Raw genomic sequence first — 22,940 nt, 5'->3', positions numbered from 1 at the left:
ATTTAATATACATACAGAGCTTTAAATGCCTTTACAAGAAACAAGCCCAAAAACCGCTTACGAACTCGTTTCAGGACTGGAAATACATGTTCAGTTAAATACAAATACCAAGATATTTTCGGCTGATAGTGCATCTTTTGGAGCTTTGCCCAATCAAAATATTTCTACCGTTTCGTTGGCTTTGCCTGGTGCGCTGCCTAAATTAAATAAAGAAGTTGTAGCCAAAGCAGTTCGTATTGGTTTGGCCTTGAATTGTACCATTAATCAAATCAATCATTTCGACAGGAAAAATTATTTTTACGCTGATTTACCTAAAGGATATCAAATCACACAAGATAACCAGCCCATTTGTGTAAACGGTTTTTTAGAAGTGGAGCTGGCAGATGGCTCAACGAAAAAAATAGGAATTAATCGCATTCATCTGGAAGAGGACGCGGGTAAAAGCATTCATGATCAGGATGATAACTATTCGTTGGTTGATTTGAACCGTGCCGGCGTGCCATTAATCGAAATTGTGACCGAGCCAGATATCCGTACTTCGGAAGAGGCTTCTGCTTTGTTGAGCGAGATTAGAAAATTGGTTCGCCACTTAAATGTGAGCGATGGGAATATGGAAGAGGGGAGTTTGCGTTGCGATGCAAACATTTCTATCCGTGAAAAGGGAACAACAGAATTTGGAACACGTTGCGAAGTGAAAAACCTGAATTCTATGCGTAATGTACGCAGAGCGATGGATTTTGAATTTGGCCGTCAGGTTGAGGTAATTTCTAATGGAGGAAAAATTATTCAAAGCACATTGAATTTCGATGCGGATAAAGGTACAACTTCGCCAATGCGTACCAAAGAAGAAGCAAATGATTATCGCTATTTTTCTGATCCTGATTTACAACCCATTTATATTTCTGATGACTGGTTGGCTGAAATTAAATCAGCTATGCCAGCTTTACCGAATGAAATTTCAAAACAAATGATTGCTGAATTCGGTATAACCAAAGCCGATGCAACATTATTTGCAGATGATTTAGACCTATTGAATTATTTCCATCAGGCTTTACCAAATGTGAACACAAAAAAAACATTAATTAACTGGTTAATTGGACCAATCAGGGCTGTTTTAAGTGAAAAAGGAATTACTATCGCCGATTATAATGTTAAACCAGAGCAGTTGGCTGTTGCCATAAATCTGGTTGATGATAAAAAATTAACCCAACAAATTGCCATACAACAGTTGTTGCCTGCTGTAGAACAAAAGGAAAATGCAAATGTTGCTGATTTGGCACAGTCGTTAAATCTTCTCATTTCTGAAAACAGCGATGAACTTGGTGGCTTTATTGATGAAGTGTTAAGTAAATATCCTCAACAGGTTGAGGCATATAAAAAAGGAAAAAAAGGCGTGTTAGGCTTGTTTGTTGGCGATGTAATGAAATTGGCAAAGGGTAAAGCTGATGCTAAAAAATTAAATGAATTGATACTTGAAAAACTAAATAAACAATGAAATTGAAAAACTTAAGCTTAATCATATTAATTGCAATTGCTTTTACGGCTTGTAAACAAAAAGATAGTTTTACGATTGATGGAACTTTTCAAAATACGGGCGAGGAGAAAAAAGTGTTCTTATACGGGATGCAAAGTAGCCAGATGGTAGCCATTGATTCCACTAATCTGTCAGAAAAGGGCGAGTTCAAATTTATTCGTAAAACGCCATCTGTAGATTTCTTTAGGGTTTCTATTGGTAATCATGAATTTATGCTGATTGCTAAAAATGGTGATGAAATTAAATTAGAGGCCGATTTAGCTGATAAAACAATGGCTTACAAAATTTCAGGCGCTAATGAAGTAGAGAAATTATCGGAGTTAAATACCATCAGAAACAATTTTGCTAAACAGGCAGAAAAATTACAAACAGAGTTTGAAGCAAAAGTTTCTGCACAACCACAAAACAGAGCACAGATTTTAGAGGAAATGAGGCCACAATATCAGTCTTATATCAATCAGTTAAATTCGCAGATCATTAAATTCGCTAAGGACAATAAAGGAACTTTAGCTAGTTTTTATGCTATGAATACTTTAAGTCCGCAGGAGTTTGAAGCAGAATTGGTAAAATTTGCTGATGAAGTTAAGGACGAAATTAAAGGTAACGCCACAGTTGACACATTTGTTAAGCAAATGGCTTTATTAAAAGCCGTTCAGGTTGGGCAATTGGCACCTGAATTCACGATCAATAATGTAGATGGAAAGGCTATAAGTTTATCTGATTATAAAGGAAAATATGTTCTGCTTGATTTTTGGGCATCCTGGTGTCAGCCTTGTCGTCAGGAAAATCCAAATGTTGTTAAGGCATACAATAAATTCAAAAATAAAAATTTCGATATCTTAGGCATTTCTTTAGATACGGATAAAGCTGCTTGGTTAGGCGCAATTAAAGCTGATGGTTTAACCTGGGCTCATGCTTCTGAATTGAAAGATTTTAATGGGGAAACTATAAAAAAATATCAGGTTCAAGCGATTCCAACTTCATTTATTATTGATCCTGCAGGAAAAATCGCTGCAAAAAACCTACGGGGAGAAGAACTGGATGCATTTCTAGCTAAAACGTTACGTTAAAAGAAACTCAATGTTAAACTAATTTAAGTCGTTAACAATTTCTTAACTTAGGCTTAACTAAAAATTACATCACAGACAGTACTTTCGTAACAAATATTTAACTATGAATAACGCAGGTCAGAAAATATTAATTGTTGATGATGAACCAGATATTCTGGAATTAATTGAATATAACCTAAAAAAAGAGGGTTATCAGGTTTTTACTGCCTCAAATGGACAAGAGGGAATTACTGTTGCCAAAAAGGTTCATCCTGATTTGATTATTCTGGATATCATGATGCCAAAAATGGATGGAATTGAGGCTTGTCGCTTAATGCGGGCAATTCCTGAATTCAAAAACACATTCATGGTTTTTTTAACTGCCAGGAGTGAAGAGTACTCTGAAATTGCTGGATTTAATGTTGGCGCTGATGATTATATCGCAAAGCCAATTAAGCCAAGAGCCTTAGTAAGCCGGATCAATGCCATTTTAAGAAGAAATTCTGGTACAGAAGAGGTTTCTGAAAATAAACTGGAAATTGGTGATTTAGTTATCGACCGTGAAGCCTATTTGGTTTTTCAAGGTGGAAACAAGGTGGTTTTAGCCAAAAAAGAATTTGAGTTATTATATCTTCTGGCATCAAAACCTGGTAAAGTTTATACCCGTGAATCAATTCTGAAAAATATATGGGAAGATTCAGTTGTGGTAACCAATAGAACCATTGATGTTCACATTCGTAAACTACGGGAAAAATTAGGCGAAACTTATGTATCAACTGTAAAAGGTGTTGGTTATAAGTTTGAACTTTCTTAGGTATTACTAATAAAGATATTAGGCCGCAGATCAGCTGATTCTACAGCAACTCTGCGGCTTTTTTTATGCATTTTATCCAACTCGTCATGCTGAAATGAATTTCAGCATCTTTCTGCAATTGAAACCTGAAATATATTCGTGGTAACGACCGCCTTAAAAAAATAAAATCGTATTTTTGCAGCACATTAAGAACACCACAATTTGAAGTATCCAAATTTTAAAGACCTGATCCTTTTCGAAGACAATGATTTTATTGTAATCAATAAGCCACCATTCTTGGCTTCACTTGATGAAAGAGGAGCTGCAGGAGAAACAAATGTTTTACGTTTAGCAAAACAATATAGCGATGATGCTCAGGTTTGTCACCGTTTGGATAAGGAAACCTCAGGGGCTTTAATTATTGCTAAAAATCCAGATGCTTATCGCCATGCCTCCATGCAGTTTGAGCGTAGAAAAGTGAACAAAACCTATCATGCAGTTGTAGATGGTCATGTAATTTTCGATAAATTGTTGGTTGATTTGCCTATTTTAAATGACGGGAATAAAAACGTAACCATTGATAGGGCAGAAGGTAAAAGAGCTGAAACCATCTTTGATTCTTTAAAATATTACAAGCATTATACTTTGGTTGAATGCAAACCAATTACAGGCAGAATGCACCAAATCCGCATTCATTTAGCAACGCAAAGGGCTGCAATTGTTGGTGATGATATGTATAAGGGGAAACCTGTTTTCCTTTCCTCAATTAAACGTGGTTATAAATTAACCAAAGGAGAAGAAGAGCAACCCATTATGAAACGTTTCGCATTACATGCAAGGCATTTGGTTTTCAAAGGATTAAATGATCAGGATATTGTAATTGATGCCCCATACCCTAAAGATTTTGCTACGTTGATTAAACTTTTAGATAAGTTTGATGCTTAACTCCTAAATTTCCTGGAAGAGACTTTGGCTAGCTTACATGCATATTAACACGGATTATCTAACGAATAATTATCAAACCCGGGTTAAAATAAAAAGTTGGAATGTTTCAAGATAAATCTTTAACATTCCAACTTTATATTCTGCAATTTTAATAATAGATTATTCAGCTCTTTTCAATCCAAATTTTTCTATTTTGCTGTATAAATGACTTCTTTGAATATCAATTTCATCAGCTGTTTTTGATACATTCCAATTGTTTTTTTCCAGCTTGAATTTGATAAATTCTTTCTCCGCATGGTCTTTATAATCCTGAAAATTGTTAAAGCTATCAAAAGAAGAAGCTAAACCAACACCAGCATTACCTGCAATCTGATTACTTGAAGCCGCACCGATATTAGTTCCACCACCAGGATTAGCAAAAGCACGCACATCATTTTCAGTAATTACTTTATCACTTAATATGATTAAACGTTCAATCATGTTATGCAGTTCACGAACATTCCCGGTCCACGGCAAAGCTTGCAATGCGGCCATTGCACCCTCGTTAATTTTTTTTACAGGCATGCCATAATCACTGCAAATACTTTCTAAAAAGTTCTGTGCAATAACGGGGATATCATCTGTACGCTCGGTTAAATGCGGTACATGGATATTAATTACGTTTAACCGGTGGTACAAATCCATACGGAAATTACCATCTTCTATTTCTTTGAGCAGATCTTTATTGGTTGCGGCTAAAACACGAACGTTAACATCGATCTCTTTTTCGCCACCTACGCGAGATATTTTATGTTCCTGTAAAGCACGTAAAACTTTTGCTTGTGCCGAAAGGCTCATATCTCCAATTTCATCTAAAAACAAAGTTCCGCCATTGGCCAGTTCGAATTTACCAATGCGTTGCTTTACCGCCGAAGTAAATGAACCTTTCTCGTGGCCAAATAATTCACTTTCAATTAATTCTGATGGAATTGCCGCACAGTTAACTTCAATCAGCGGACTATCTGCACGGTTTGATTTTTCATGTAACCAACGAGCTACCAATTCTTTTCCACTACCATTTGCACCTGTAATTAGCACGCGAGCTTCGGTAGGTGCAACGCGTTCAATGGTTTCTTTAATTTTAGAAATGCTTTCCGATTCGCCTAAAATTTCGCGGGTTTTACTGGCTTTTCGTTTTAAAACCTTGGTTTCGGTAACTAAATTTCCACGATCTAAACCATTACGAACTGTAATTAATAAACGGTTTAAATCAGGTGGTTTTGAAATGAAATCAAAAGCTCCTTTTTTACTTGCTTCAATTGCGGTTTCAACTGTTCCATGCCCGGAAATCATGATGAATGGTAAATCTGGTTTGATTAGTTGTGCCTGTTCAAGCACTTCCATGCCATCCATTTTATTCATCTTGATATCACAGAGAACAAGATCGAAGTTCCCTTTTTTTATCAATTCTAATCCATCAATACCATTATCGGTATCTTCAACGTCATAATTCTCGTACTCCAGAATTTCGCGTAAGGTGCTCCTTATTGCTCGCTCATCATCAATTATTAATAGTTTAGCCATTCGGGATCTTGTTATTCTTTATATGAAATGCGAATATATTATTTTTTAATTAATGTATAGTTTTTTATACAATGAATACGCTATAAACGGTAAAAGAAGTAAAAGGTTTTAATTGGTTATAAACAGAGGAAAAAACTTTTATTTAGTTTTTAAAAGAGGTTTATCTTCTTCCTATTTAACTAAACATATCTAAGTTTTCTGAAAAAAAATAAAAAATGCAGGTCTGTAAGCCGGGTTCTGTTTCCTGATTATTCAGAATTTCTATCATTTATCCAGGATAAACGTTGCCGTTTACCTCTAACGACCTACCCACTAACATCGGACGGGCAGCCCTACATACGTTAGCCTATTTGGTCTTTCAACTCCCGGGGTTTACAATCAATAGCAGTCGCCTGATATTGTCGTGCGCTCTTACCGCACGTTTTCACCCTTACTCCGATAAATCGAAGCGGTATATTTTCTGTTGCACTGATCCGTAATTCAGGTTTTCAATCCTGAATCCCTTTCTGTTAGAAAGCGAGATGCCCTGCGTTGCCCGGACTTTCCTCTCTCCCGATAAATCGGGACAGCGATAGAACAACCTGCATTTTGCGCAAAGATGGCTTTTTTTAACCACAAAGCTGTAAAGAAGTTAAGGAAATTGAATTATTTACAATTTTGCAATTGGGTAGAAACTTGAGTGTAAGGAACAAAGCCCTGATTATTTCCAAATGAATTGGTAATATAAACCATGACCTGAGCCACGTCAATATCTGCCAGTTCGGGGAATCCTGGCATCTTTTCTTTGTATTCTTTACCATGGATAATTAATTGCTCATCAATTCCGTTTTTAATAATACAGGCAAGACGGGTTTTGTTGTTCTTCAGAAATACTGAATCTGTCAATGGAGGAGCAAGCTGGCCTAATCCTTCGCCATTTTGGCCATGGCAATTTTGACATTTAGCTTTGTAGATGTCTTTCCCATTTGACATATAATTCTGTAAATCAATAGTTTCCTGGCTTTGACAAGAGATAATTATAGCGATAATTGACAACAGAAAAATAGAATTGATGATGTGTTTGCGCATTGATGTTTTGTTATAATTTGCCACGACACACGGAAAAATAAAACTTCAATTCCGCGTAAATCCGTGTTTCCGTGGCAAATGTTCTGTTTATATTCGTTTGTCATGTTTGCCACGAAAGCACTGAGCACACGGAAAAATAAAACTTCAATTCCATGTAAATTTGTGTTTCAGTGGCAAATGTTCTGTTTATATTCGTTTGTCATGTTTGCTACGGAAGCACTGAGCACTCGGAAAAATAAGACTTCAATTCAGTGTAAATCCGTGTTTCCGTGGCTAAATGTTCTATTTATATTTGTTTTATCATGTTTACTACGGAAGCACCGAGCACACGGAAAAATAAAATTTCAATCCCGCGTAAATCTGTGTTTCCGTGGCAAATGTTCTGTTTATATTCGTTTGTCATGTTTGCCACGGAAGCACTGAACACTCAGAAAAATAAAACTTCAATTCCGCGTAAATCTGTGTTTCCGTGGCAAATGTTCTGTTTATATTCGTTTGTCATGATCGGCCACGGAAACACCGAACACACAGAATAAGACTCCAATTCCGTGTAAATCTGTGTTTCAGTGGCTAAATGTCATGTTTATATTCGTTTTGTTATGTTTGCCACGGAAGCACTGAGCACTCGGAAAAATAAAACTTCAATTCCGTGTAAATCCGTGTTTCCGTGGCAAATGTTCTGTTTATATTCGTTTGTCATGATCGGCCACGGAAACACCGAACACACAGAATAAGACTCCAATTCCGTGTAAATCTGTGTTTCAGTGGCTAAATGTTCTATTTATATTCGTTTTTATCATGTTTGCCACGGAAGCACTGAACACTCTGGAAAATAAGACTTCAATTCCGTGTAAATCTGTGTTTCAGTGGCTAAATGTTCTATTTTTTATATTCAGCTAATAAAACTGGAATATCTTTTTTCAATTGTTCTACCTGATCCTCTTTCGTACCATCGTAGGCGCCACGAATACGTCTGTCTTTATCAATTAAAACCAAATAGCCTTGATGAATGTAGCCATCTTTTGCCGTGCTGTCTTCGCCAACCGCAACCAGATAGTTTTTCTCGGCTAAAGTGTAGATGCTGTCTTTACTACCGTAAAGAAATTGCCATTTAGCATCATCAACTCCTAGTTTTTGCGCATATTTTTTTAGTACAGATGGCTTATCGTATTTAAAATCGATGGTATGCGATACAAACATTACATCAGGATTAGCTTTAAAATCATTATAAACCGTCATCAGGTTGCGATGCATGGTTGGGCAAATGGTACTGCAAGACGTGAAAAAGAAATCAGCTACGTAAACTTTTCCGTCTGTTGCTTTATTTGTGGTAACCACGCTATCCTGATTTAAAAAAGACCAGTTTGGAATGGTTTGATAAACCGTATCAATCCTTTCAACTCCTGCTGCATCTTTAACGGTTTCAGCATGGCGTTCGCCATAAAACGGAAGTTTCTTTTCCTGTTGGCAAGATGAAAGTATAGTGATTGATAGCACACAGATTGCTATTGAGAAAATAATTTTATTCATGATTTTATTTTAAAGTGTAAATATACAACTCTGCTTTGCAGAAGGGAATTAATTATTCAATTTTGAGGAATCATAAAACATTGCGCTAACCTCCATTTCTAATTGAATGGCTTTAATCGCCAAACTGTTAAACTCCTTTCTTCAAGGAAGGGGAAGGTAGAAATTTACTAGACCACAACCGTTAACAGGGAGAGGTTTTTCAATGCTGATGATGCTGCATTTTCATCTTTTCATCAGGAACAATCTTATAAACTTTCAAAACTGAATCTGATTCTCTCGTAACCTTGATATAACTATCCTCAACATCTCTTATTCTGATCATTTCTGATTTATGGTATTCCAAATTTTCCTGTTCATTCTTCCCCTTAAAATCGTTTTTGAATAAATGCATCCAATCCATCATCTTTTCATCTGCAGCATTTAACCGACCGACTAAATCTGCAATTTTTACTGAATCGTTAATTGCTTTTATTGTATCCGATTTCAATACCGAATCTAATTTGATTCTATTTCTGATCACTTTTTCTCCATCCATCATTAATTTATCATGGATATTCAGAATCTCATTGCGTACTGCTTTGGAGTCAGCTTCTGTTGTGCATGCATTAAGGAGCAGTATAATGGCAAAAAATGCCAATGTTATTATTTGTTTCATATCTATTAATTTAAAAATGATAGGTAATTCCGATATAAACTTTTCCTGCACTCATTGGATGATCCGTTTCGGCTTCCCAGATATTTTTTTGAATTCCTGTATTTAGCGCAATGTTTTTATAAAAGATATCTGCACCAATTCCACCCATTAAATTATTCATTACATGTTCTCCGGTTTTTATGCCTTTGTATTGCTCTCCACCAGAATATTCATAAAAAAACTGGGCAGATGGCATAACCTGAATCTCTTTTCCAATTCTCTGCATGTAAAAAACATTAAGGAAACTGGTGGTGCTATTTGCAATTCCCTCATCGCGGTTATTTGTGCCATTAACTTTATAGGATGTATTTAAACTGGCGCCAAATTTGCCCATGCCAACCATATAGTTCAGATAGACAAATCCATCAGTGCTTCCGGTTCCAGCTTGCATCAACGATGAATAACGAATACCTTCATTGTTTTTGAAATCATTTTTTCCTGTCGGGAGCTTAATTCCAACCCCCGCAATTAACTGTTGTTTAAAATTATCGTTCTGCTTTTGAATGAGATGATAGCCTGCATAAAGATTTGCATCTCCAATGCCAGAAATGGAAGAAGTGTAACCATTATATCTTTCACTATTAGAAACATAGGGAAGAATGGCATTGATTTCCAATTTACTATTGATGAAATATTTTCCCCTGATTTCCAGAGAACGGTATAATTCATAATCCTCTGGATTTCCTGCATGGCTCGTAATTGGCGAATGCTGATTTCGGGAAGGAATGAAGAAATTTCCTCCATTAGGAAATAATGAATGCGATTGCCCATCATAACCGTTGAATGAACGATAACGATACAAGAGGCTAATGTTATTGCGATTAAAATACGGCGTAATTCCCATAAAACAACCGCAAATATCGCAGGCAAAAGCCTGTCCACTCATAAAAATGAAAAGCAGAACCAACATTTTACGATTCGCTATATAATGTATTTTTGATAAACTCATTGTCAGTTAATGTTTTTAAAAATGCTTTGATTTGTTCTTTTTCTGATGAATTTAATGGAATGCCACTTTTTAATAGAGGATCTAAATTTGGTGATGGCTTAATCCCAGAATTGTAGTGCTCCAACACTTCATCCAAGCTGTAAAAGCGTCCGTCATGCATGTACGGACCTGTATATTCTATGTTGCGAAGCGTCGGGATACGAAAAGTTCCAAAATCCGTGGCCAAACCCGTGATGTGTGAACGACCTTCATCCGCGCTCACTAAATCCAAACCGTTATTGCGATACGAAAAATCCGTGAATAATGGCTCGGCATGGCATGAAGAACATTTTTCCTTGAAAAGATGATAACCAGCCAGTTCTAATGAATTGAAAGAAGCACCATTTTCTTTACGCATTACCAGATCATATTTAGAATTTCCTGAAACCAGCACAGCCATGAATTGTGTGATTGATTTCAAAATCCTTTGCGAATTGATTTCAACTGAACCGAAAGCTTTGTTGAACATCTGTGGATAGGGCGATGTGTTTTTAAGCAAATTGATAATAGTTTCTACATCTGTTCCCATTTCACAGGCATCGGTAATTGCATTTAGAGGAGATGTTTCGATGTTTTTTACACCGCCATCCCAAAAGAAAGCCTTTTGCCAGGCCAGGTTAAAAAGGGGAGGTGCATTACGCTTTCCCTGACAATTATTTACACCATGGCTAACTTTATGATCCAGGTTTGCAAAAGCCGCAAATTGTTGATGACAGCTACCACAGGAAACACTTTTATCTGCTGATAAACGGGCATCATAAAACAATTTTTTACCTAGGGCAAAACCAGCATTCGTTATCTTATTATCTTCAAAATGATACGCTGGAGCAGTAAAATTCGATGGGACTGAAAAAGTGATTTGCTTTTCCGGTGCTATTATTTCATCTTCATTTTTGCTGCAGGCATACATCAACACAATGCTTAGAAAAAGCATTGCGATGACTATGATTTTATTCGTCATTTTAATTATGAATATGATCTAAACGAAACAAGCCTTTAGCATAATTATCGGCTACAATCACTGAGTTTGCACCTCCCATTGTAAAATTTAACGTAGAAAAACTAATGTCTGTTTTCCCGGTAAATAAGGCCGCAGCATTTACGATGAAATGCATATTGGGTTTTCCGTCAGTTCTGATTCTTAATGGATTTGCCGCATTAATCTCTGTAGAAAAGTTTCTGATTGTATTGTTCGGATCGACTACACCTCCAATATGAAAGGTTAGTGCATTATTTGCAGCTGTAGATTGTGGCGACGTTCCTTCTAACTTAACAAAGATATAACCGCTATTCCATGTCCAAAACATGCCATTGACCGGATCTAAAGCACCAGTTTGTGCACCTGCAAAATTTCGGGCATAATCTACACCGATGGTATATTCGATTTTGGTATAATCTCCTGTTGGAACATTATTTAACGTGATGATTTTTGATGTATTTTTTGATTCGTCAATTAAAAAATAGCTTTCTGGAAGGAGGTAAGTTGTTCCATCAGCTTTAGTTAATTTGATATTACTCACATAGTATTTAAAAATGCTGATTTTGAAATCTTCGCCTTTGGCATTTTTGTATGTGGCATTGTTAAGTACTAATGGAACACCATTTACCTGGTGTTCAAATTCAATTGTAAAGCTGGATTTTGCATCTGCTGTAATTTCATCATCGCTTTTTTTGCATGATGTAAAAAGTATAATAGGGCATAAAAATGCCAGGAAGTATTGTGATAATTTCATTTTATGAAATTGAGTTAAGTAAAAAGGATTTATTGTCATTCTGAATGCAATGAAGATCTGCGTAGCAAGCATAAACTCAATTAAAAACATCAATATTGATGAACAATTTCTGGCATTTAAGCAGGAATTAACATTGCACTGAATAGCAGATTAATAATTCGTAAAATGGGATTCTTCGCTGCGCTCAGAATGACAAACAGTCAAAAACTTGCAACAGCAAAGCCATAATGTAAAAAAATTGCTTAAACCGTTTTCGGTGGATGAAAAATAGATACAGAAAGGTCTTTTACAGGCTTTTCGATATAGCCGCTTTCTGATTTTATGATGAAATAAGGAATCTGATGATTAATTGCAATGACCTGAAATCTTGGTTCAGCTTCGGCAACTCTTTTTAAGTTTTCCTGAACCTGCTTGTTCTTGCCATCCAGATCTTTCAGTTTTTTCGCTAAAAAACATTGTCCATCGCAATGCAATTCAGGGTGTTCTTTATTAATACAGAATACACTTGTTATGTATTCTTTGTTCATTTTGTAACTGGAATATACCACTAATTGCATGACTCCGTTCGAAACGGAGCAAATAATTAAAATGTATATCAGGATTTTTTTGAACATAATATTGTGCTGCAAAAGTATTAAAGAAATTGATTGCAGCAAAGGAAAAATGAGAAAGCTATTATAAAAGAGCTAAATCAAATTAACATCATTTAAAAATTTAAAATCTTTTAGATTTAGTGTATATAATTCTATGTTGTGAACCATCGCAGTTGATGCAATAAGAGCATCTGGCAAATTAAGATTATGTGATAGCGAGAACTGCTCGATTAACTTTACGGCTCTAGTCGAAATTGTTGAAGAAATTGGTAAAACAATCAACTTATCAATATCTTTTCTGATTAAATCTAACTCTTTTCTATTTCTTGCTCCATATAGTAACTCCGCACAAGAAACATCTGAAATGGCAATATTGTCTTGACCGATTTTTATAAAAACGTCAATAACTGTTTCATTGCCCTTATAAATTTCAATGAAGATATTTGTATCGCATAAAACCATCTATTTTCTCCAGGCTTTGTCTCTTAATTCATCTGCATTAATCTCATAATCACTCCAGATGCCTTTGGATAAAGAAAATTCTTTTGACTTAGTCGTTTTTTTTGACACAGTTGTTTTTAATTCAACATCAATATCCCATGATTTTAGGAAGAATAATAAAGCATCTATTTTGCTTTGCTCTATATCGTCTTTTAAAATTATTTCAGTCATATTATTGATTACAATAGTGTAAATATAAGATATATAAAGTTTATTTAGGCACAAATTCCCAAAGATGAATTCAAAGTATTTATTAAAATAAGGCTTATTTTTTTTATCAAAAAATATCATTTTAAAAAATGATAGAGGTATAGCGCATAAAACTAGTAAATTCAGGCTTGGAGAAATATTCATGTTGCACGAACCGCGTATGGAGATTTATAGATTCCAGAGATAATAATAGTAAAGATATTGAAAAGCATTTTCTTGAATAATCATACAAATTTCAAATCACATAAAAACAAAAACACAGATGAAATTATCATCTGTGTTTTCAAATTATTAATCTGCGAATCTGCGGCTAAACCGCTAAAACTAAGCCTGCAAATCAGCCATCACGGCTTTGATTTTATTGCCCAACTCTTCGTTTACCTTTGCGAAATCCTTTCTATCGGCCAATGGTGCATTCACGCTGCAATAGAATTTAATTTTAGGTTCAGTTCCGCTCGGACGAGCAGAAACAATACTTCCATCTTCAGTAATAAATTGTAAAACATCAGAAGTTGGATAATCAAGCTTTGTTACTTTACCGGTAACTAAATCAGTTTCCTGACTTAGTTCGTAATCTTTAAGTACTGAAACTTTAGAACCACCCAACGTTGCAGGCGGATTTTCTCTAAACTTAACCATCATGGCTTTAATTTCTTCGGCACCAGTTTTACCTTTTTTAGTCAACGAAACCAGGTCTTCTTTATACAAGCCATATTCAACATACATATCAAGCAAGGCATTATATAAACTATCGCCTTTATCTTTGTAATAGGCGGTCATTTCGGCAATAAAAGCAGCGGAAACCACAGCATCCTTATCACGAACTAAATCGCCTATTAAGTACCCGTAACTTTCTTCTCCACCTCCAATAAAATATTTTTTACCTTCTAATTCAGTCATTAACTGACCGATGTATTTAAATCCAGTTAAAGTATTATAGTAGGTTACATCTTTCTTTTTAGCAATTTCTTCGATTAAATTAGAAGTTACTATTGTTTTCACAATGAACTGGTTTCCATCTAACTTACCGCTTTCCTGCCAGGCTGTTAAAAGGTAATTGATCAATAAACTTCCTGTTTGATTTCCATTTAATAAAACCCATTCATCATTATTATCCTTTACCGCAATCCCAACACGGTCAGCATCGGGGTCGGTTGCTAAAACTAAATCAGCATCAATTTCCTTCGCTTTGTTCATTGCCAAGGTTAGCGCTTCTTTTTCTTCCGGATTTGGATAAACAACAGTTGGGAAATTTCCATCTGGCTTGCTTTGTTCTTCCACAACAGTTACATTGGTAAAACCAAATTGTTCAAGCGCTTTTGGAACTAAAGTAATTCCGGTTCCGTGAATAGGAGAGTAAACAATTTTTAAATCATGTTGTCTCTTAATGGCATCAGGAGAAATCGAAAGCGCGGTAATTCCATCTAAATAAAGTTTATCAACTTCTTCGCCGATTAATTCAATATTTGCTTCAATTCTATCAAATTTGACTTCATCTATACTTTTGATTTTATTTACTTCATCGATAACCAGTTTATCATCAGGAGAAGTAAACTGACCGCCATCAGCACCATAAGCTTTATAACCATTGTATTCTTTTGGATTATGTGATGCTGTTAACATTACACCACTTTTGCAGCCAAAGTGACGAACTGCAAATGAAAGTTCGGGCGTTGGCCTTAAAGCCGAAAAGAAATAAACATGAATGCCATTTGCCGAGAAAACATCAGCTGTAATTTTTGCAAAATAATCAGAATTATTACGGCTATCGTGAGCGATGGCCACACTAATTTTTTCTCCCTGATATTTGTTGTTTAAGTAATTTGCTAAACCTTGAGTTGCTGTTCCGATGGTATATTTGTTAATGCGATTCGAACCCGCACCCATAATTCCACGTAAACCACCTGTTCCAAATTCTAAGCTCCTATAAAAAGCATCGGTTAATTCTGTAGTTGCATTTTGATCTACAAGGGCTTGTATTTCTGCCTTAGTCTTTTCGTCGTAATTTCCACTTAACCACTGATTAATTGTGGTTTGGGTTGATTGGTCAATTAATTGCATTGAGATGTGTTTTTAGTTTAATATCTGGTGTTGAACAAAATTTTCTCTCTTGAAGTTTGGTTGAAATTAAAATATTTTACATGTTTCCAAATTTTATTTTGTTGAGGATGTTGCTTTTAAACTCCTTTTGCTTAATTTCACGCCCCGATACAATAATAAAGAAAATTACATATTCCAGTATAAAATGAAACCATTATAATTTTTTTCTTTTTGAAAAATTATAATAGCTTCATTGTGAATAAAACATAAGAAGGTAAATGAAAATATTAAAATTTGGGGGTACTTCTGTAGGTAGTCCTGAGCGCATGACGAAGTTGTTGGATATCATTAATCCAAATGAAGAGCAGATTGTGGTTTTATCAGCAGTGTCTGGTACCACAAATAGTTTAGTAGAAATTGCAAATTATCTTTTAGCCGGCGATAAGAAGAAGGGAAGCGAATGTGTTGAAAATCTGTATCAAAAATATAAAACTTTCGTTATTGAATTATTGCCAGCGACAGAATTTCAGGAGCAGGGAAATGAAGTGATTGATTATCATTTTAACTTTTTAGCAGGTCTGGCTAATGATATTTTCACTTCCATTGAAGAGAAAGTTGTTCTGGCGCAGGGAGAATTATTGTCTACTACATTATATCATATCTATTTAAAATCTATTGGTATACCTTCGGTATTATTGCCTGCTTTGGATTTTATGAAAACGGATGAAGATAACGAGCCTGATATTCCTTTCACAACTAAACATTTAACGCCATTATTAGCGCAGTACAAAGACAATAAATTATTCATCACACAAGGATATATTTGCCGCAACAGTTTTGGAGAGGTAGATAATTTACGCCGAGGCGGAAGTGACTATACAGCATCTTTACTAGGTGCTGCAATTCTTGCCGAAGAAGTTCAAATTTGGACTGATATTGATGGGATGCATAATAACGATCCTCGTATTGTTAAGGGAACTAAACCAATTGCACAATTATCTTTCGATGAGGCGGCTGAGTTAGCTTACTTCGGAGCGAAAATTTTGCATCCGCAATCTGTTTTTCCAGCACAAAAATATAAGATCCCGGTGCGTTTATTAAATACGATGGAGCCATCTGCTGCTGGCACCTTAATTACACATAACAGCGAAAAAGGTAAAATTAAATCTATCGCAGCAAAGGATGGCATTACAGCAATTCGCATTCAATCCAGCCGAATGTTGCTGGCCTACGGTTTCTTGCGTCGTGTTTTCGAAGTATTCGAACGCTACAAAACGCCAATCGATATGATTACCACCTCTGAGGTTGCGGTTTCTTTAACCATTGATGAAATTGGAAATCTTCCAAAAATAATCGAGGAATTAGAAAGTTTCGGAACGGTAGAAGTAGACACCGACCATAGTATAGTTTGTGTTGTGGGCGATTTTGGTTCCGAGAAACATGGCTTTGCAAGCAGAGTTTTAGAAGGTTTAAAGCACATTCCAATTCGCATGATTTCTTATGGTGGAAGTAATTATAATGTTTCGTTATTGATATTAAGCGAATATAAAACCGAAGCCTTAAGGAGCCTGCACAATAGATTATTCGAATAAATTAGTTTATATTAGCATTATGAATGAGGTATTTTTTTTAGTAGAAGAAAGTTTAGAGGGAGGCTATGTTGCCAAGGCTTTAGGAGAATCTATTTTTACTGAAGCAGATAATATGGATGACTTAAAAAAAAATATTAAAGAGGCAGTTCTTTGTCATTTTGATGAAGATAAAATGCCTAAAATTATTCGCATTCATTCTGTTAAAGAAGAACTTTTAACTGTATAACTTTTTTAATGAAAGTGCCTCGTGATTTATCAGCTAAAGATTTAATTAAAATTTTAAGGAAATTTGGATATGAAATTACCAGGTAAAAAGGAAGTCATATTCGGTTATCAGTTACTGTTGGAGAAATAACGCATCACGTTACCATTCCAAATCATAATCCTTTAAAATTAGGCACATTATTATCAAAAGTTAGTGATGTAAGTGAGTTTTTGAAAATCTCCAAGGTCGATATTTTAAAATAGATTATTCGAATAATAAATAAAAGGCGCCAATTATTACCAACAATCCAAGCAGGCAGTGAAAAGCCAAAAAGCTTGATGGTAATAATTCATTTTTATACTTTCTGTAAGAGTTAAATAATCCTGCAGATATGATAAGAACGATGAAAATGGCGGCGATTATATTCATTTTTTAAGAAATAAAAGGAACAAAACAATTAGGAGAAGGACAATAAAGAATCGAATTTTTCCATTGTATTGTTTTTGGGTAATTCTTCCGTGCTTTAAATCAAGGTAGTTACCCCAATAAATCAGCCCAAAAAATAAAATTAAAATTATAATAAGGAATTTGAACATGTTTGCCGATAAAGATATATCAAAGTTTGACAATATAGAAACACCTTTTTACTATTATGATACGGAGTTATTGCAAAAAACTTTGAGCATTTGTGCTGAAGCTGCTGCTCCTTATCAATTCCACATTCACTATGCTTTGAAAGCAAATTTCAATGCAGTATTACTTGAACAAATCAAGAATATTGGTTTTGGTGCTGATTGTGTAAGCGCCGGAGAGGTTAGAAGAGCTGTTGAAGTTGGTTTCGACAATAAAAAAATCGTTTTCGCTGGTGTTGGTAAATCTGACAAAGAAATAAATGAAGCTTTGGATTTGGATATTTTTTGCTTTAATGTAGAATCTATTCAAGAATTGGAGGTTTTAAATGAGCTTGCAGCGAAGAAAGGGAAAACTGCACAAGTGGCTATCCGTATCAATCCAAACGTTGATGCACATACGCATCATAATATTACAACTGGTTTAGATGAAAATAAATTTGGCATCAATTCATGGGATTTGTCCGAATGTGCTGAAACATTAAAAGCATCATCAAATCTTAAATTTATTGGAATTCACTTTCATATTGGTTCTCAAATAACCAACCTCGATGTTTACAAAAATCTTTGTGTTCGTGTAAATGAGTTCTGTGCCTGGTTTGAAGACAAAGGTTTTATTGTTGAAGTTTTAAACGTTGGTGGTGGTTTAGGTATTGACTATCATCATCCTGATAATCAAATCCCTGACTTTAAATCATATTTCAAAATTTTTAAGGATTTTCTGGAAATAAAACCGAATCAGGAAGTGCATTTTGAGTTAGGCAGAGCATTGGTCGGACAATCAGCATCGTTAATTACCAAAGCATTATACATCAAAAACGGCAAGAAGAAAAACTTCGTGGTTTTAGATGCTGGTATGACAGAATTGATGCGTCCGGCTTTATACCAGGCTTATCATAAAATTGAGAATCTTAGCAGGAAGTTGGAAGTTAGAAGTTTGGAGTCGGAAGTGATTAAGTACGACATTGTTGGACCAATTTGCGAAAGCACTGATTGTTTTGGAAAGGAAGTTGAACAACCAGAATCATTTAGAGGAGATATTTTTGCCATTCGTAGTGCTGGTGCATACGGAGAAGTGATGGCTTCAAAATATAATTTAAGAGATGCCATAAGGTCGGTTTATAGTTCGGAGATATAAAAATATTCGTTATTGCGGGGCACGAAGCAATCTTATTAGCAAGACAGATTGCTTCGTGCCCCGCAATAACGTTTTGGTTAACTATTCTTCTTCTTCGATGCCACAAAAATAAATACGCCGGCAACCAAAATTATCCCTCCAACATACGGTGACCAGTTAACCGATTTTTCTTTATCTGCTGAAATTTGAATCGGACCAGCATCAACCACTTTTTCTTTTTTAGTATAGGAAAAGCCAGTCCAAACCAGCATTATAATTCCAATAACGATTAATACAAGGCCTACTGATTTGTTCATGATGTTTTTTATTTATGGAACATCTGGTGCTATGGGTTTGTTTTAAGTTTTAAAAAGAATAACCTACCGTAATCTTACCTGAATTATTCATTAAATTGGTGCCGCTGCCGAGCACTCCGTAAGCATTCCTGATTTTAAGAAAAAACGAGAAATCAGAAGCTATCCCACTAATTTTTTCAGTTGTGTAGTTCACGTTACGTTGTAAGCCGATGGTACTTCCTAAAAATAAACGAAAGCCATATTGCCTATCTGTATTTCTTCGGCCATGCCAGATGATCTCAGTAGAACCACCAGTAGTAAACAATGTCGTTTTATTTGAGCTGACTGATAAAGGGTCAGCCTGATCTCTTAAGCCTTTTCTGAACGATGCATAACTTCCGCCTTCATATACAAATGCATTTTCCCAATTTAATATTCTGAATTCGGTATTACCAGATCTTTCCGCAAATCCGATAGATGTTCTTAATCCTAAACCATGAAATCCTTTTTCGTAAAACTCCTCTCTTATTTTACGCTGAGAATTTTCATAACCGCTTGATGTACCTCCAAAATAAGCAAAACCTCCGTAGGAAAAGTTAATATTGTTTATTATTTGAGAACGATTATAATTAACGAAACCCATGGCCATATCGCCGGTTTCATAGGGGAGAGTATTATTTGCAAAGCTCCCGCTGATGTAATTTTTAGCTTTTACACTATCAGACATCATAGGTTTTGGCAGGTATGACACGTGATTAGACGTAGCCGCAGGCGTGTAAAAGACAGGTAAATTATTAACAACGCCACTGCATGATGTAAGCAAGGCAATGGCAAGTAACATTAATAACTGATAGTTGTTCCTGATAATGAGCATAAGTTAATTTAAATAGAGGAAAATTTAGTTCATAATTCTAAAGTATAAAGTATTTTCTGATAAAAAAACTCAAATATTTTATTCGTCAAAAAAATCCACTAAGCCACCAATAAAATATTCTTCAATTCCTTCAGTGAAATCTTTGTAATCTTCATCAGGAATATTGGTTTGTTTAAATTCTAACGATGTTCCTTTCTTATCTTCATGAAGCTTTATAGTCACAATTGATGGTTCAGCATCTTCTCCAAAATACCACTGTTGAACAATCTTTTTATTGGTTTCAAACTCGATGTTTTTACCCACAATGTCACCATCAAAAAATGAAAATTCAGTATCTGGTTTTTCTTCAAATTCTACTTCGGCGCCAGTCCAGAGTTTAATACTAATGTCTTTTGTTAACGCTAAATAAACCTCTTCAGGTGTTGCAGGTATGTAAGTATATTTTTTATAGTCCATTCTGGATCAAGATTTTTAGGATTTTAGGATGCCCAGGATTATAGTTCAAATAAAACATGGGTATTTTAAGATTTTCAAAGATTATAATTCAGGAAAGCAAATTTAATTAAAGTTTTTTGTTAAAAATGGAAGAACACTAAAAGTATGTTTCGCTAATCTGATTTGTTAATCCTCAAATCTTATTTTATTTTTTGAAATCTTATCGTGTAAATCATGTTAATCCTATTATCCTGCTCTATATCTTTTTTAATTCGTTTCTTTTAATAACTTAATCCTGTTTATCCTTAAATCCTGTTTAATCCTGCTTTATATTTTTTTTGGCTACTTCATCTTGCTAATCCTTAAATCTTGTTAATCCTCATTCCTGGATTATAAACTTTTTTAAATTGAAGACTTGTAGCACCAAAATTGATCAATAATCCGATATTGAAGTTATAAGCAACAACGTAATTTTTGGCCTGTGCTAAATGATGATTTTCTAAGTTAACACATGCTTTAAGCTCCACGGTTAGTATATCTTCAATAACAAAATCTGCACGTCTTTTGCCAACGATTAAGCCATCATAAAAAATTTCTTGCTCAACCTCTCTCTTAAAACTTATACCAGCTTTTTTTAATTCAATTGCTAAGCAACGTTGATAAATAACTTCTTGAAAACCATTTCCCAGTACGTTATGCACTTTCATAGCACAACCGTTTATTTTATAAGTTAAATTTTCAATATCCATTTTATTTAAATTAATGGAAAGAAATCTTAAACAACAGGGAAAGAATTATCAATTTACAAATTTATTCTTTTAAATATCTGATTTTGCAACTCATCACGTTAACCCTTAAATCATGTTAATCCTGATCCTTACTTGAACGCATTTAATCCGGTTACATCCATCCCGGTAATTAATAAATGTATATCATGCGTTCCTTCATAAGTCACTACAGATTCTAAATTCATCATGTGACGCATAATAGAGTATTCTCCTGTAATTCCCATACCACCAAGCATTTGACGAGCATTTCTCGCAATATCCAAAGCAATTTCCACACTATTTCTTTTTGCCATTGATATCTGTTCAGCAGTTGCCCGGTTTTCACTTTTAAGCATACCTAAACGCCAAACCAACAGTTGTCCTTTAGTGATTTCGGTTACCATTTCGGCTAATTTCTTTTGTTGCAATTGAAATCCACCGATTGGTTTTCCAAACTGAATTCTTTCTTTTGAATATCGTAAAGCTGTATCGTAACAATCCATCGCAGCACCTAAAGCACCCCATGCGATACCGTAACGAGCCTGATTGAGGCAACCTAACGGACCTTTTAATCCGCTAATCTCCGGAAATACATTTTCTTTAGGAATTTGTACGTGATCAAAAACCAATTCTCCTGTTGCTGATGCTCTTAAGCTCCATTTGTTGTGCGTTTCTGGCGTAGTAAATCCTTCCATGCCGCGTTCAACAACCATTCCTCTTATTTTACCAGTTTCATCTTTGGCCCAAACCACAGCAATATCAGCAAAAGGTGCATTGCTAATCCACATTTTTGCACCGTTTAATATATAATGTGAACCTGCATCTTTTATATTGGTTACCATCCCACCAGGGTTAGAACCGTGGTCGGGTTCTGTTAAACCAAAACAGCCCATTATTTCTCCACTTGCTAGTTTTGGCAAATATTTCATTCGTTGTTCTTCGCTTCCATAAGCATAAATCGGATACATAACTAATGAACCCTGAACTGAAGCCGTGGAACGAATTCCCGAATCGCCACGTTCAATCTCCTGCATTAAAATTCCATAAGCAGTATAATCTAAGCCAGCACCTCCGTATTCAACAGGAATTGTTGGTCCAAAAGCACCAATATCAGCCAAACCTTTTATTAAATGTTTGGGAAACTCTGCTTTTTGAGCATAATCCTCTATAATAGGACTAACTTCTTTTTTAACCCATTCTCTTGCCGTTGCCCGAATTAATTTATGCTCATCTGTTAATAATTCATCCAATAAATAATAATCGGGGGCTTCGTATAAATCAGTTTTTGTTGATTTGCTCATGTAATATTTTCTTATCTGGTTAAGAAATTGCGTTCATTTCAAAGGTAACAATTTACGGCAATGGGCATTATATTCGTGAATAAAAATTTAATTTTGTCAGATACGAAACATACATGAGTCAATTTAAACAAACCGTTGCTTTAAAAGATGTAAAGTGCTTTGCCAGGCATGGTTATTACCCTGAAGAACAACTTATTGGAAATCAATTCGTTATTGATTTGGAAACAGAATTTATACCCTGGGGATTTGATGATGAACTTGCTCAAACCGTAAATTATGAGGATCTGAATACAATTATCCAAGACGAAATGAAGAACACCCAAAAACTTTTGGAAACTGTGCTAAACAATATTATTTCAAGAGTTATTAAACTTTATCCTTTTGTTGAAACCGTTAAAGTAAGTGTGAAGAAACTAAATCCACCAATGCCAGGGCAGGTAGGGCATTCACTAGTTAGATTGTCTTATCAATCATCTAAATAGG

General features: G+C 35.1%; 24 protein-coding genes and 1 other RNA gene. 8 read left to right on the top strand and 17 right to left on the bottom strand.

Annotated elements, in window-relative coordinates; translation table 11 throughout:
• The first annotated feature begins 25 nt into the window (after positions 1-25).
• The 4 genes from gatB (at position 26) to DU508_RS02035 (ending at position 4,321) form a co-directional block, all read left to right on the top strand.
• Positions 26-1,495 carry an Asp-tRNA(Asn)/Glu-tRNA(Gln) amidotransferase subunit GatB gene (gatB, locus tag DU508_RS02050; RefSeq protein WP_115401184.1) on the top strand — a complete coding sequence of 490 codons (1,470 nt, stop codon included), beginning with the start codon at positions 26-28 and terminating at the stop codon, positions 1,493-1,495.
• A complete protein-coding gene (locus tag DU508_RS02045) occupies positions 1,492-2,604 on the top strand; it encodes a TlpA disulfide reductase family protein (RefSeq protein WP_115401183.1) in 1,113 nt (370 codons plus the stop codon). The genes gatB and DU508_RS02045 overlap by 4 nt, the downstream gene beginning before the upstream one ends.
• 103 nt (positions 2,605-2,707) lie before the next feature.
• Positions 2,708-3,397 (top strand): response regulator transcription factor, encoded by a 690-nt coding sequence (locus DU508_RS02040; protein WP_056870373.1) that lies wholly within the window; start codon positions 2,708-2,710, stop codon positions 3,395-3,397.
• A gap of 201 nt (positions 3,398-3,598) precedes the next feature.
• Positions 3,599-4,321, top strand: coding sequence for an RluA family pseudouridine synthase (locus DU508_RS02035; protein WP_115401182.1), 723 nt, complete (start codon positions 3,599-3,601; stop codon positions 4,319-4,321).
• Between the two features lie 159 nt (positions 4,322-4,480).
• On the opposite strand, the gene DU508_RS02030 is transcribed toward DU508_RS02035, so the two are convergent.
• The 12 genes from DU508_RS02030 to DU508_RS01975 all read right to left on the bottom strand — a co-directional run bounded on the left by DU508_RS02030 (position 4,481) and on the right by DU508_RS01975 (position 15,262).
• Positions 4,481-5,884, bottom strand: coding sequence for a sigma-54-dependent transcriptional regulator (locus DU508_RS02030; RefSeq protein WP_115401181.1), 1,404 nt, complete (start codon positions 5,882-5,884; stop codon positions 4,481-4,483).
• Positions 5,885-6,094: 210 nt separating this feature from the next.
• Positions 6,095-6,472, bottom strand: an RNA gene (gene rnpB, locus DU508_RS02025) — RNase P RNA component class A.
• Positions 6,473-6,529: 57 nt separating this feature from the next.
• Positions 6,530-6,952 (bottom strand): c-type cytochrome, encoded by a 423-nt coding sequence (locus DU508_RS02020; protein WP_115401180.1) that lies wholly within the window; start codon positions 6,950-6,952, stop codon positions 6,530-6,532.
• Between the two features lie 879 nt (positions 6,953-7,831).
• A complete protein-coding gene (locus tag DU508_RS02015; protein ID WP_115401179.1) occupies positions 7,832-8,482 on the bottom strand; it encodes an SCO family protein in 651 nt (216 codons plus the stop codon).
• Between the two features lie 199 nt (positions 8,483-8,681).
• Entirely contained in the window at positions 8,682-9,137 is a 456-nt protein-coding gene (locus DU508_RS02010; protein WP_115401178.1) for a hypothetical protein, read from the bottom strand.
• A 10-nt stretch (positions 9,138-9,147) separates the two neighbouring features.
• Positions 9,148-10,125, bottom strand: coding sequence for a transporter (locus DU508_RS02005; protein WP_115401177.1), 978 nt, complete (start codon positions 10,123-10,125; stop codon positions 9,148-9,150).
• Complete coding sequence (locus DU508_RS02000) at positions 10,088-11,125, bottom strand: cytochrome-c peroxidase (RefSeq protein WP_233509379.1); 1,038 nt, start codon at positions 11,123-11,125, stop codon at positions 10,088-10,090. The genes DU508_RS02005 and DU508_RS02000 overlap by 38 nt, the downstream gene beginning before the upstream one ends.
• A 1-nt stretch (position 11,126) precedes the next feature.
• Positions 11,127-11,897, bottom strand: a complete 771-nt coding sequence (locus tag DU508_RS01995; protein ID WP_115401787.1) for an MbnP family protein — start codon at positions 11,895-11,897, stop codon at positions 11,127-11,129.
• A gap of 242 nt (positions 11,898-12,139) precedes the next feature.
• The gene (locus DU508_RS01990; RefSeq protein WP_147273579.1) at positions 12,140-12,424 is read right to left on the bottom strand and encodes a hypothetical protein; all 285 of its coding nucleotides are present in this window, start codon (positions 12,422-12,424) and stop codon (positions 12,140-12,142) included.
• 159 nt (positions 12,425-12,583) lie between these two features.
• Entirely contained in the window at positions 12,584-12,952 is a 369-nt protein-coding gene (locus DU508_RS01985; protein WP_115401174.1) for a type II toxin-antitoxin system VapC family toxin, read from the bottom strand.
• Positions 12,953-13,162: a hypothetical protein gene (locus DU508_RS23700; protein ID WP_147273578.1), complete on the bottom strand. Its 210-nt coding sequence runs from the start codon at positions 13,160-13,162 to the stop codon at positions 12,953-12,955.
• A gap of 363 nt (positions 13,163-13,525) precedes the next feature.
• Positions 13,526-15,262: a phospho-sugar mutase gene (locus DU508_RS01975; RefSeq protein ID WP_115401172.1), complete on the bottom strand. Its 1,737-nt coding sequence runs from the start codon at positions 15,260-15,262 to the stop codon at positions 13,526-13,528.
• Between the two features lie 257 nt (positions 15,263-15,519).
• On the opposite strand from DU508_RS01975, the gene DU508_RS01970 reads away from it, so the two are divergent.
• From DU508_RS01970 to lysA, 3 genes are all read left to right on the top strand, one after another.
• On the top strand, positions 15,520-16,833 hold the full coding sequence (locus tag DU508_RS01970) for an aspartate kinase (RefSeq protein ID WP_115401171.1): 1,314 nt from the start codon (positions 15,520-15,522) through the stop codon (positions 16,831-16,833).
• Positions 16,834-16,852: 19 nt separating this feature from the next.
• Complete coding sequence (locus DU508_RS01965) at positions 16,853-17,059, top strand: 2-oxoisovalerate dehydrogenase (protein ID WP_115401170.1); 207 nt, start codon at positions 16,853-16,855, stop codon at positions 17,057-17,059.
• A 573-nt stretch (positions 17,060-17,632) separates the two neighbouring features.
• Positions 17,633-18,805, top strand: a complete 1,173-nt coding sequence (lysA, locus tag DU508_RS01955; protein WP_115401169.1) for a diaminopimelate decarboxylase — start codon at positions 17,633-17,635, stop codon at positions 18,803-18,805.
• Positions 18,806-18,882: 77 nt separating this feature from the next.
• On the opposite strand, the gene DU508_RS01950 is transcribed toward lysA, so the two are convergent.
• The 5 genes from DU508_RS01950 to DU508_RS01930 form a co-directional block, all read right to left on the bottom strand.
• A complete protein-coding gene (locus DU508_RS01950; protein WP_115401168.1) occupies positions 18,883-19,101 on the bottom strand; it encodes a hypothetical protein in 219 nt (72 codons plus the stop codon).
• A 49-nt stretch (positions 19,102-19,150) separates the two neighbouring features.
• A complete protein-coding gene (locus DU508_RS01945; protein WP_115401167.1) occupies positions 19,151-19,954 on the bottom strand; it encodes a hypothetical protein in 804 nt (267 codons plus the stop codon).
• 78 nt (positions 19,955-20,032) lie between these two features.
• The gene (locus DU508_RS01940; protein WP_115401166.1) at positions 20,033-20,410 is read right to left on the bottom strand and encodes an SRPBCC domain-containing protein; all 378 of its coding nucleotides are present in this window, start codon (positions 20,408-20,410) and stop codon (positions 20,033-20,035) included.
• Positions 20,411-20,751: 341 nt separating this feature from the next.
• On the bottom strand, positions 20,752-21,138 hold the full coding sequence (locus tag DU508_RS01935; RefSeq protein WP_115401165.1) for a GxxExxY protein: 387 nt from the start codon (positions 21,136-21,138) through the stop codon (positions 20,752-20,754).
• A gap of 128 nt (positions 21,139-21,266) precedes the next feature.
• Positions 21,267-22,457, bottom strand: a complete 1,191-nt coding sequence (locus tag DU508_RS01930; RefSeq protein WP_115401164.1) for an acyl-CoA dehydrogenase family protein — start codon at positions 22,455-22,457, stop codon at positions 21,267-21,269.
• Between the two features lie 113 nt (positions 22,458-22,570).
• Between DU508_RS01930 and folB the strand changes: the two genes are divergently transcribed.
• Positions 22,571-22,939, top strand: coding sequence for a dihydroneopterin aldolase (gene folB / locus DU508_RS01925; RefSeq protein ID WP_115401163.1), 369 nt, complete (start codon positions 22,571-22,573; stop codon positions 22,937-22,939).
• Position 22,940 lies beyond the last annotated feature (1 nt).

The sequence above is a fragment of the Pedobacter chinensis genome, assembly GCF_003339865.1.
GTDB lineage: Bacteria > Bacteroidota > Bacteroidia > Sphingobacteriales > Sphingobacteriaceae > Pedobacter > Pedobacter chinensis.
The sequence above is the reverse complement of the archived record's forward strand: the minus strand, read 5'-3'. Positions and strand labels throughout refer to the sequence as shown.

Excerpts from the sequence above, each read along its gene's own strand:
- gatB (WP_115401184.1), top strand. The coding sequence starts at position 26 with ATGCCTTTACAAGAAACAAGCCCAAAAACCGCTTACGAACTCGTTTCA.
- DU508_RS02045 (WP_115401183.1), top strand. The coding sequence starts at position 1,492 with ATGAAATTGAAAAACTTAAGCTTAATCATATTAATTGCAATTGCTTTT.
- DU508_RS02040 (WP_056870373.1), top strand. The coding sequence starts at position 2,708 with ATGAATAACGCAGGTCAGAAAATATTAATTGTTGATGATGAACCAGAT.
- DU508_RS02030 (WP_115401181.1), bottom strand. The coding sequence starts at position 5,884 with ATGGCTAAACTATTAATAATTGATGATGAGCGAGCAATAAGGAGCACC.
- DU508_RS02020 (WP_115401180.1), bottom strand. The coding sequence starts at position 6,952 with ATGCGCAAACACATCATCAATTCTATTTTTCTGTTGTCAATTATCGCT.
- DU508_RS02015 (WP_115401179.1), bottom strand. The coding sequence starts at position 8,482 with ATGAATAAAATTATTTTCTCAATAGCAATCTGTGTGCTATCAATCACT.
- DU508_RS02010 (WP_115401178.1), bottom strand. The coding sequence starts at position 9,137 with ATGAAACAAATAATAACATTGGCATTTTTTGCCATTATACTGCTCCTT.
- DU508_RS02005 (WP_115401177.1), bottom strand. The coding sequence starts at position 10,125 with ATGAGTTTATCAAAAATACATTATATAGCGAATCGTAAAATGTTGGTT.
- DU508_RS02000 (WP_233509379.1), bottom strand. The coding sequence starts at position 11,125 with ATGACGAATAAAATCATAGTCATCGCAATGCTTTTTCTAAGCATTGTG.
- DU508_RS01995 (WP_115401787.1), bottom strand. The coding sequence starts at position 11,897 with ATGAAATTATCACAATACTTCCTGGCATTTTTATGCCCTATTATACTT.
- DU508_RS01990 (WP_147273579.1), bottom strand. The coding sequence starts at position 12,424 with ATGAACAAAGAATACATAACAAGTGTATTCTGTATTAATAAAGAACAC.
- DU508_RS01985 (WP_115401174.1), bottom strand. The coding sequence starts at position 12,952 with ATGGTTTTATGCGATACAAATATCTTCATTGAAATTTATAAGGGCAAT.
- DU508_RS23700 (WP_147273578.1), bottom strand. The coding sequence starts at position 13,162 with ATGACTGAAATAATTTTAAAAGACGATATAGAGCAAAGCAAAATAGAT.
- DU508_RS01975 (WP_115401172.1), bottom strand. The coding sequence starts at position 15,262 with ATGCAATTAATTGACCAATCAACCCAAACCACAATTAATCAGTGGTTA.
- DU508_RS01970 (WP_115401171.1), top strand. The coding sequence starts at position 15,520 with ATGAAAATATTAAAATTTGGGGGTACTTCTGTAGGTAGTCCTGAGCGC.
- DU508_RS01965 (WP_115401170.1), top strand. The coding sequence starts at position 16,853 with ATGAATGAGGTATTTTTTTTAGTAGAAGAAAGTTTAGAGGGAGGCTAT.
- lysA (WP_115401169.1), top strand. The coding sequence starts at position 17,633 with ATGTTTGCCGATAAAGATATATCAAAGTTTGACAATATAGAAACACCT.
- DU508_RS01950 (WP_115401168.1), bottom strand. The coding sequence starts at position 19,101 with ATGAACAAATCAGTAGGCCTTGTATTAATCGTTATTGGAATTATAATG.
- DU508_RS01945 (WP_115401167.1), bottom strand. The coding sequence starts at position 19,954 with ATGCTCATTATCAGGAACAACTATCAGTTATTAATGTTACTTGCCATT.
- DU508_RS01940 (WP_115401166.1), bottom strand. The coding sequence starts at position 20,410 with ATGGACTATAAAAAATATACTTACATACCTGCAACACCTGAAGAGGTT.
- DU508_RS01935 (WP_115401165.1), bottom strand. The coding sequence starts at position 21,138 with ATGGATATTGAAAATTTAACTTATAAAATAAACGGTTGTGCTATGAAA.
- DU508_RS01930 (WP_115401164.1), bottom strand. The coding sequence starts at position 22,457 with ATGAGCAAATCAACAAAAACTGATTTATACGAAGCCCCCGATTATTAT.
- folB (WP_115401163.1), top strand. The coding sequence starts at position 22,571 with ATGAGTCAATTTAAACAAACCGTTGCTTTAAAAGATGTAAAGTGCTTT.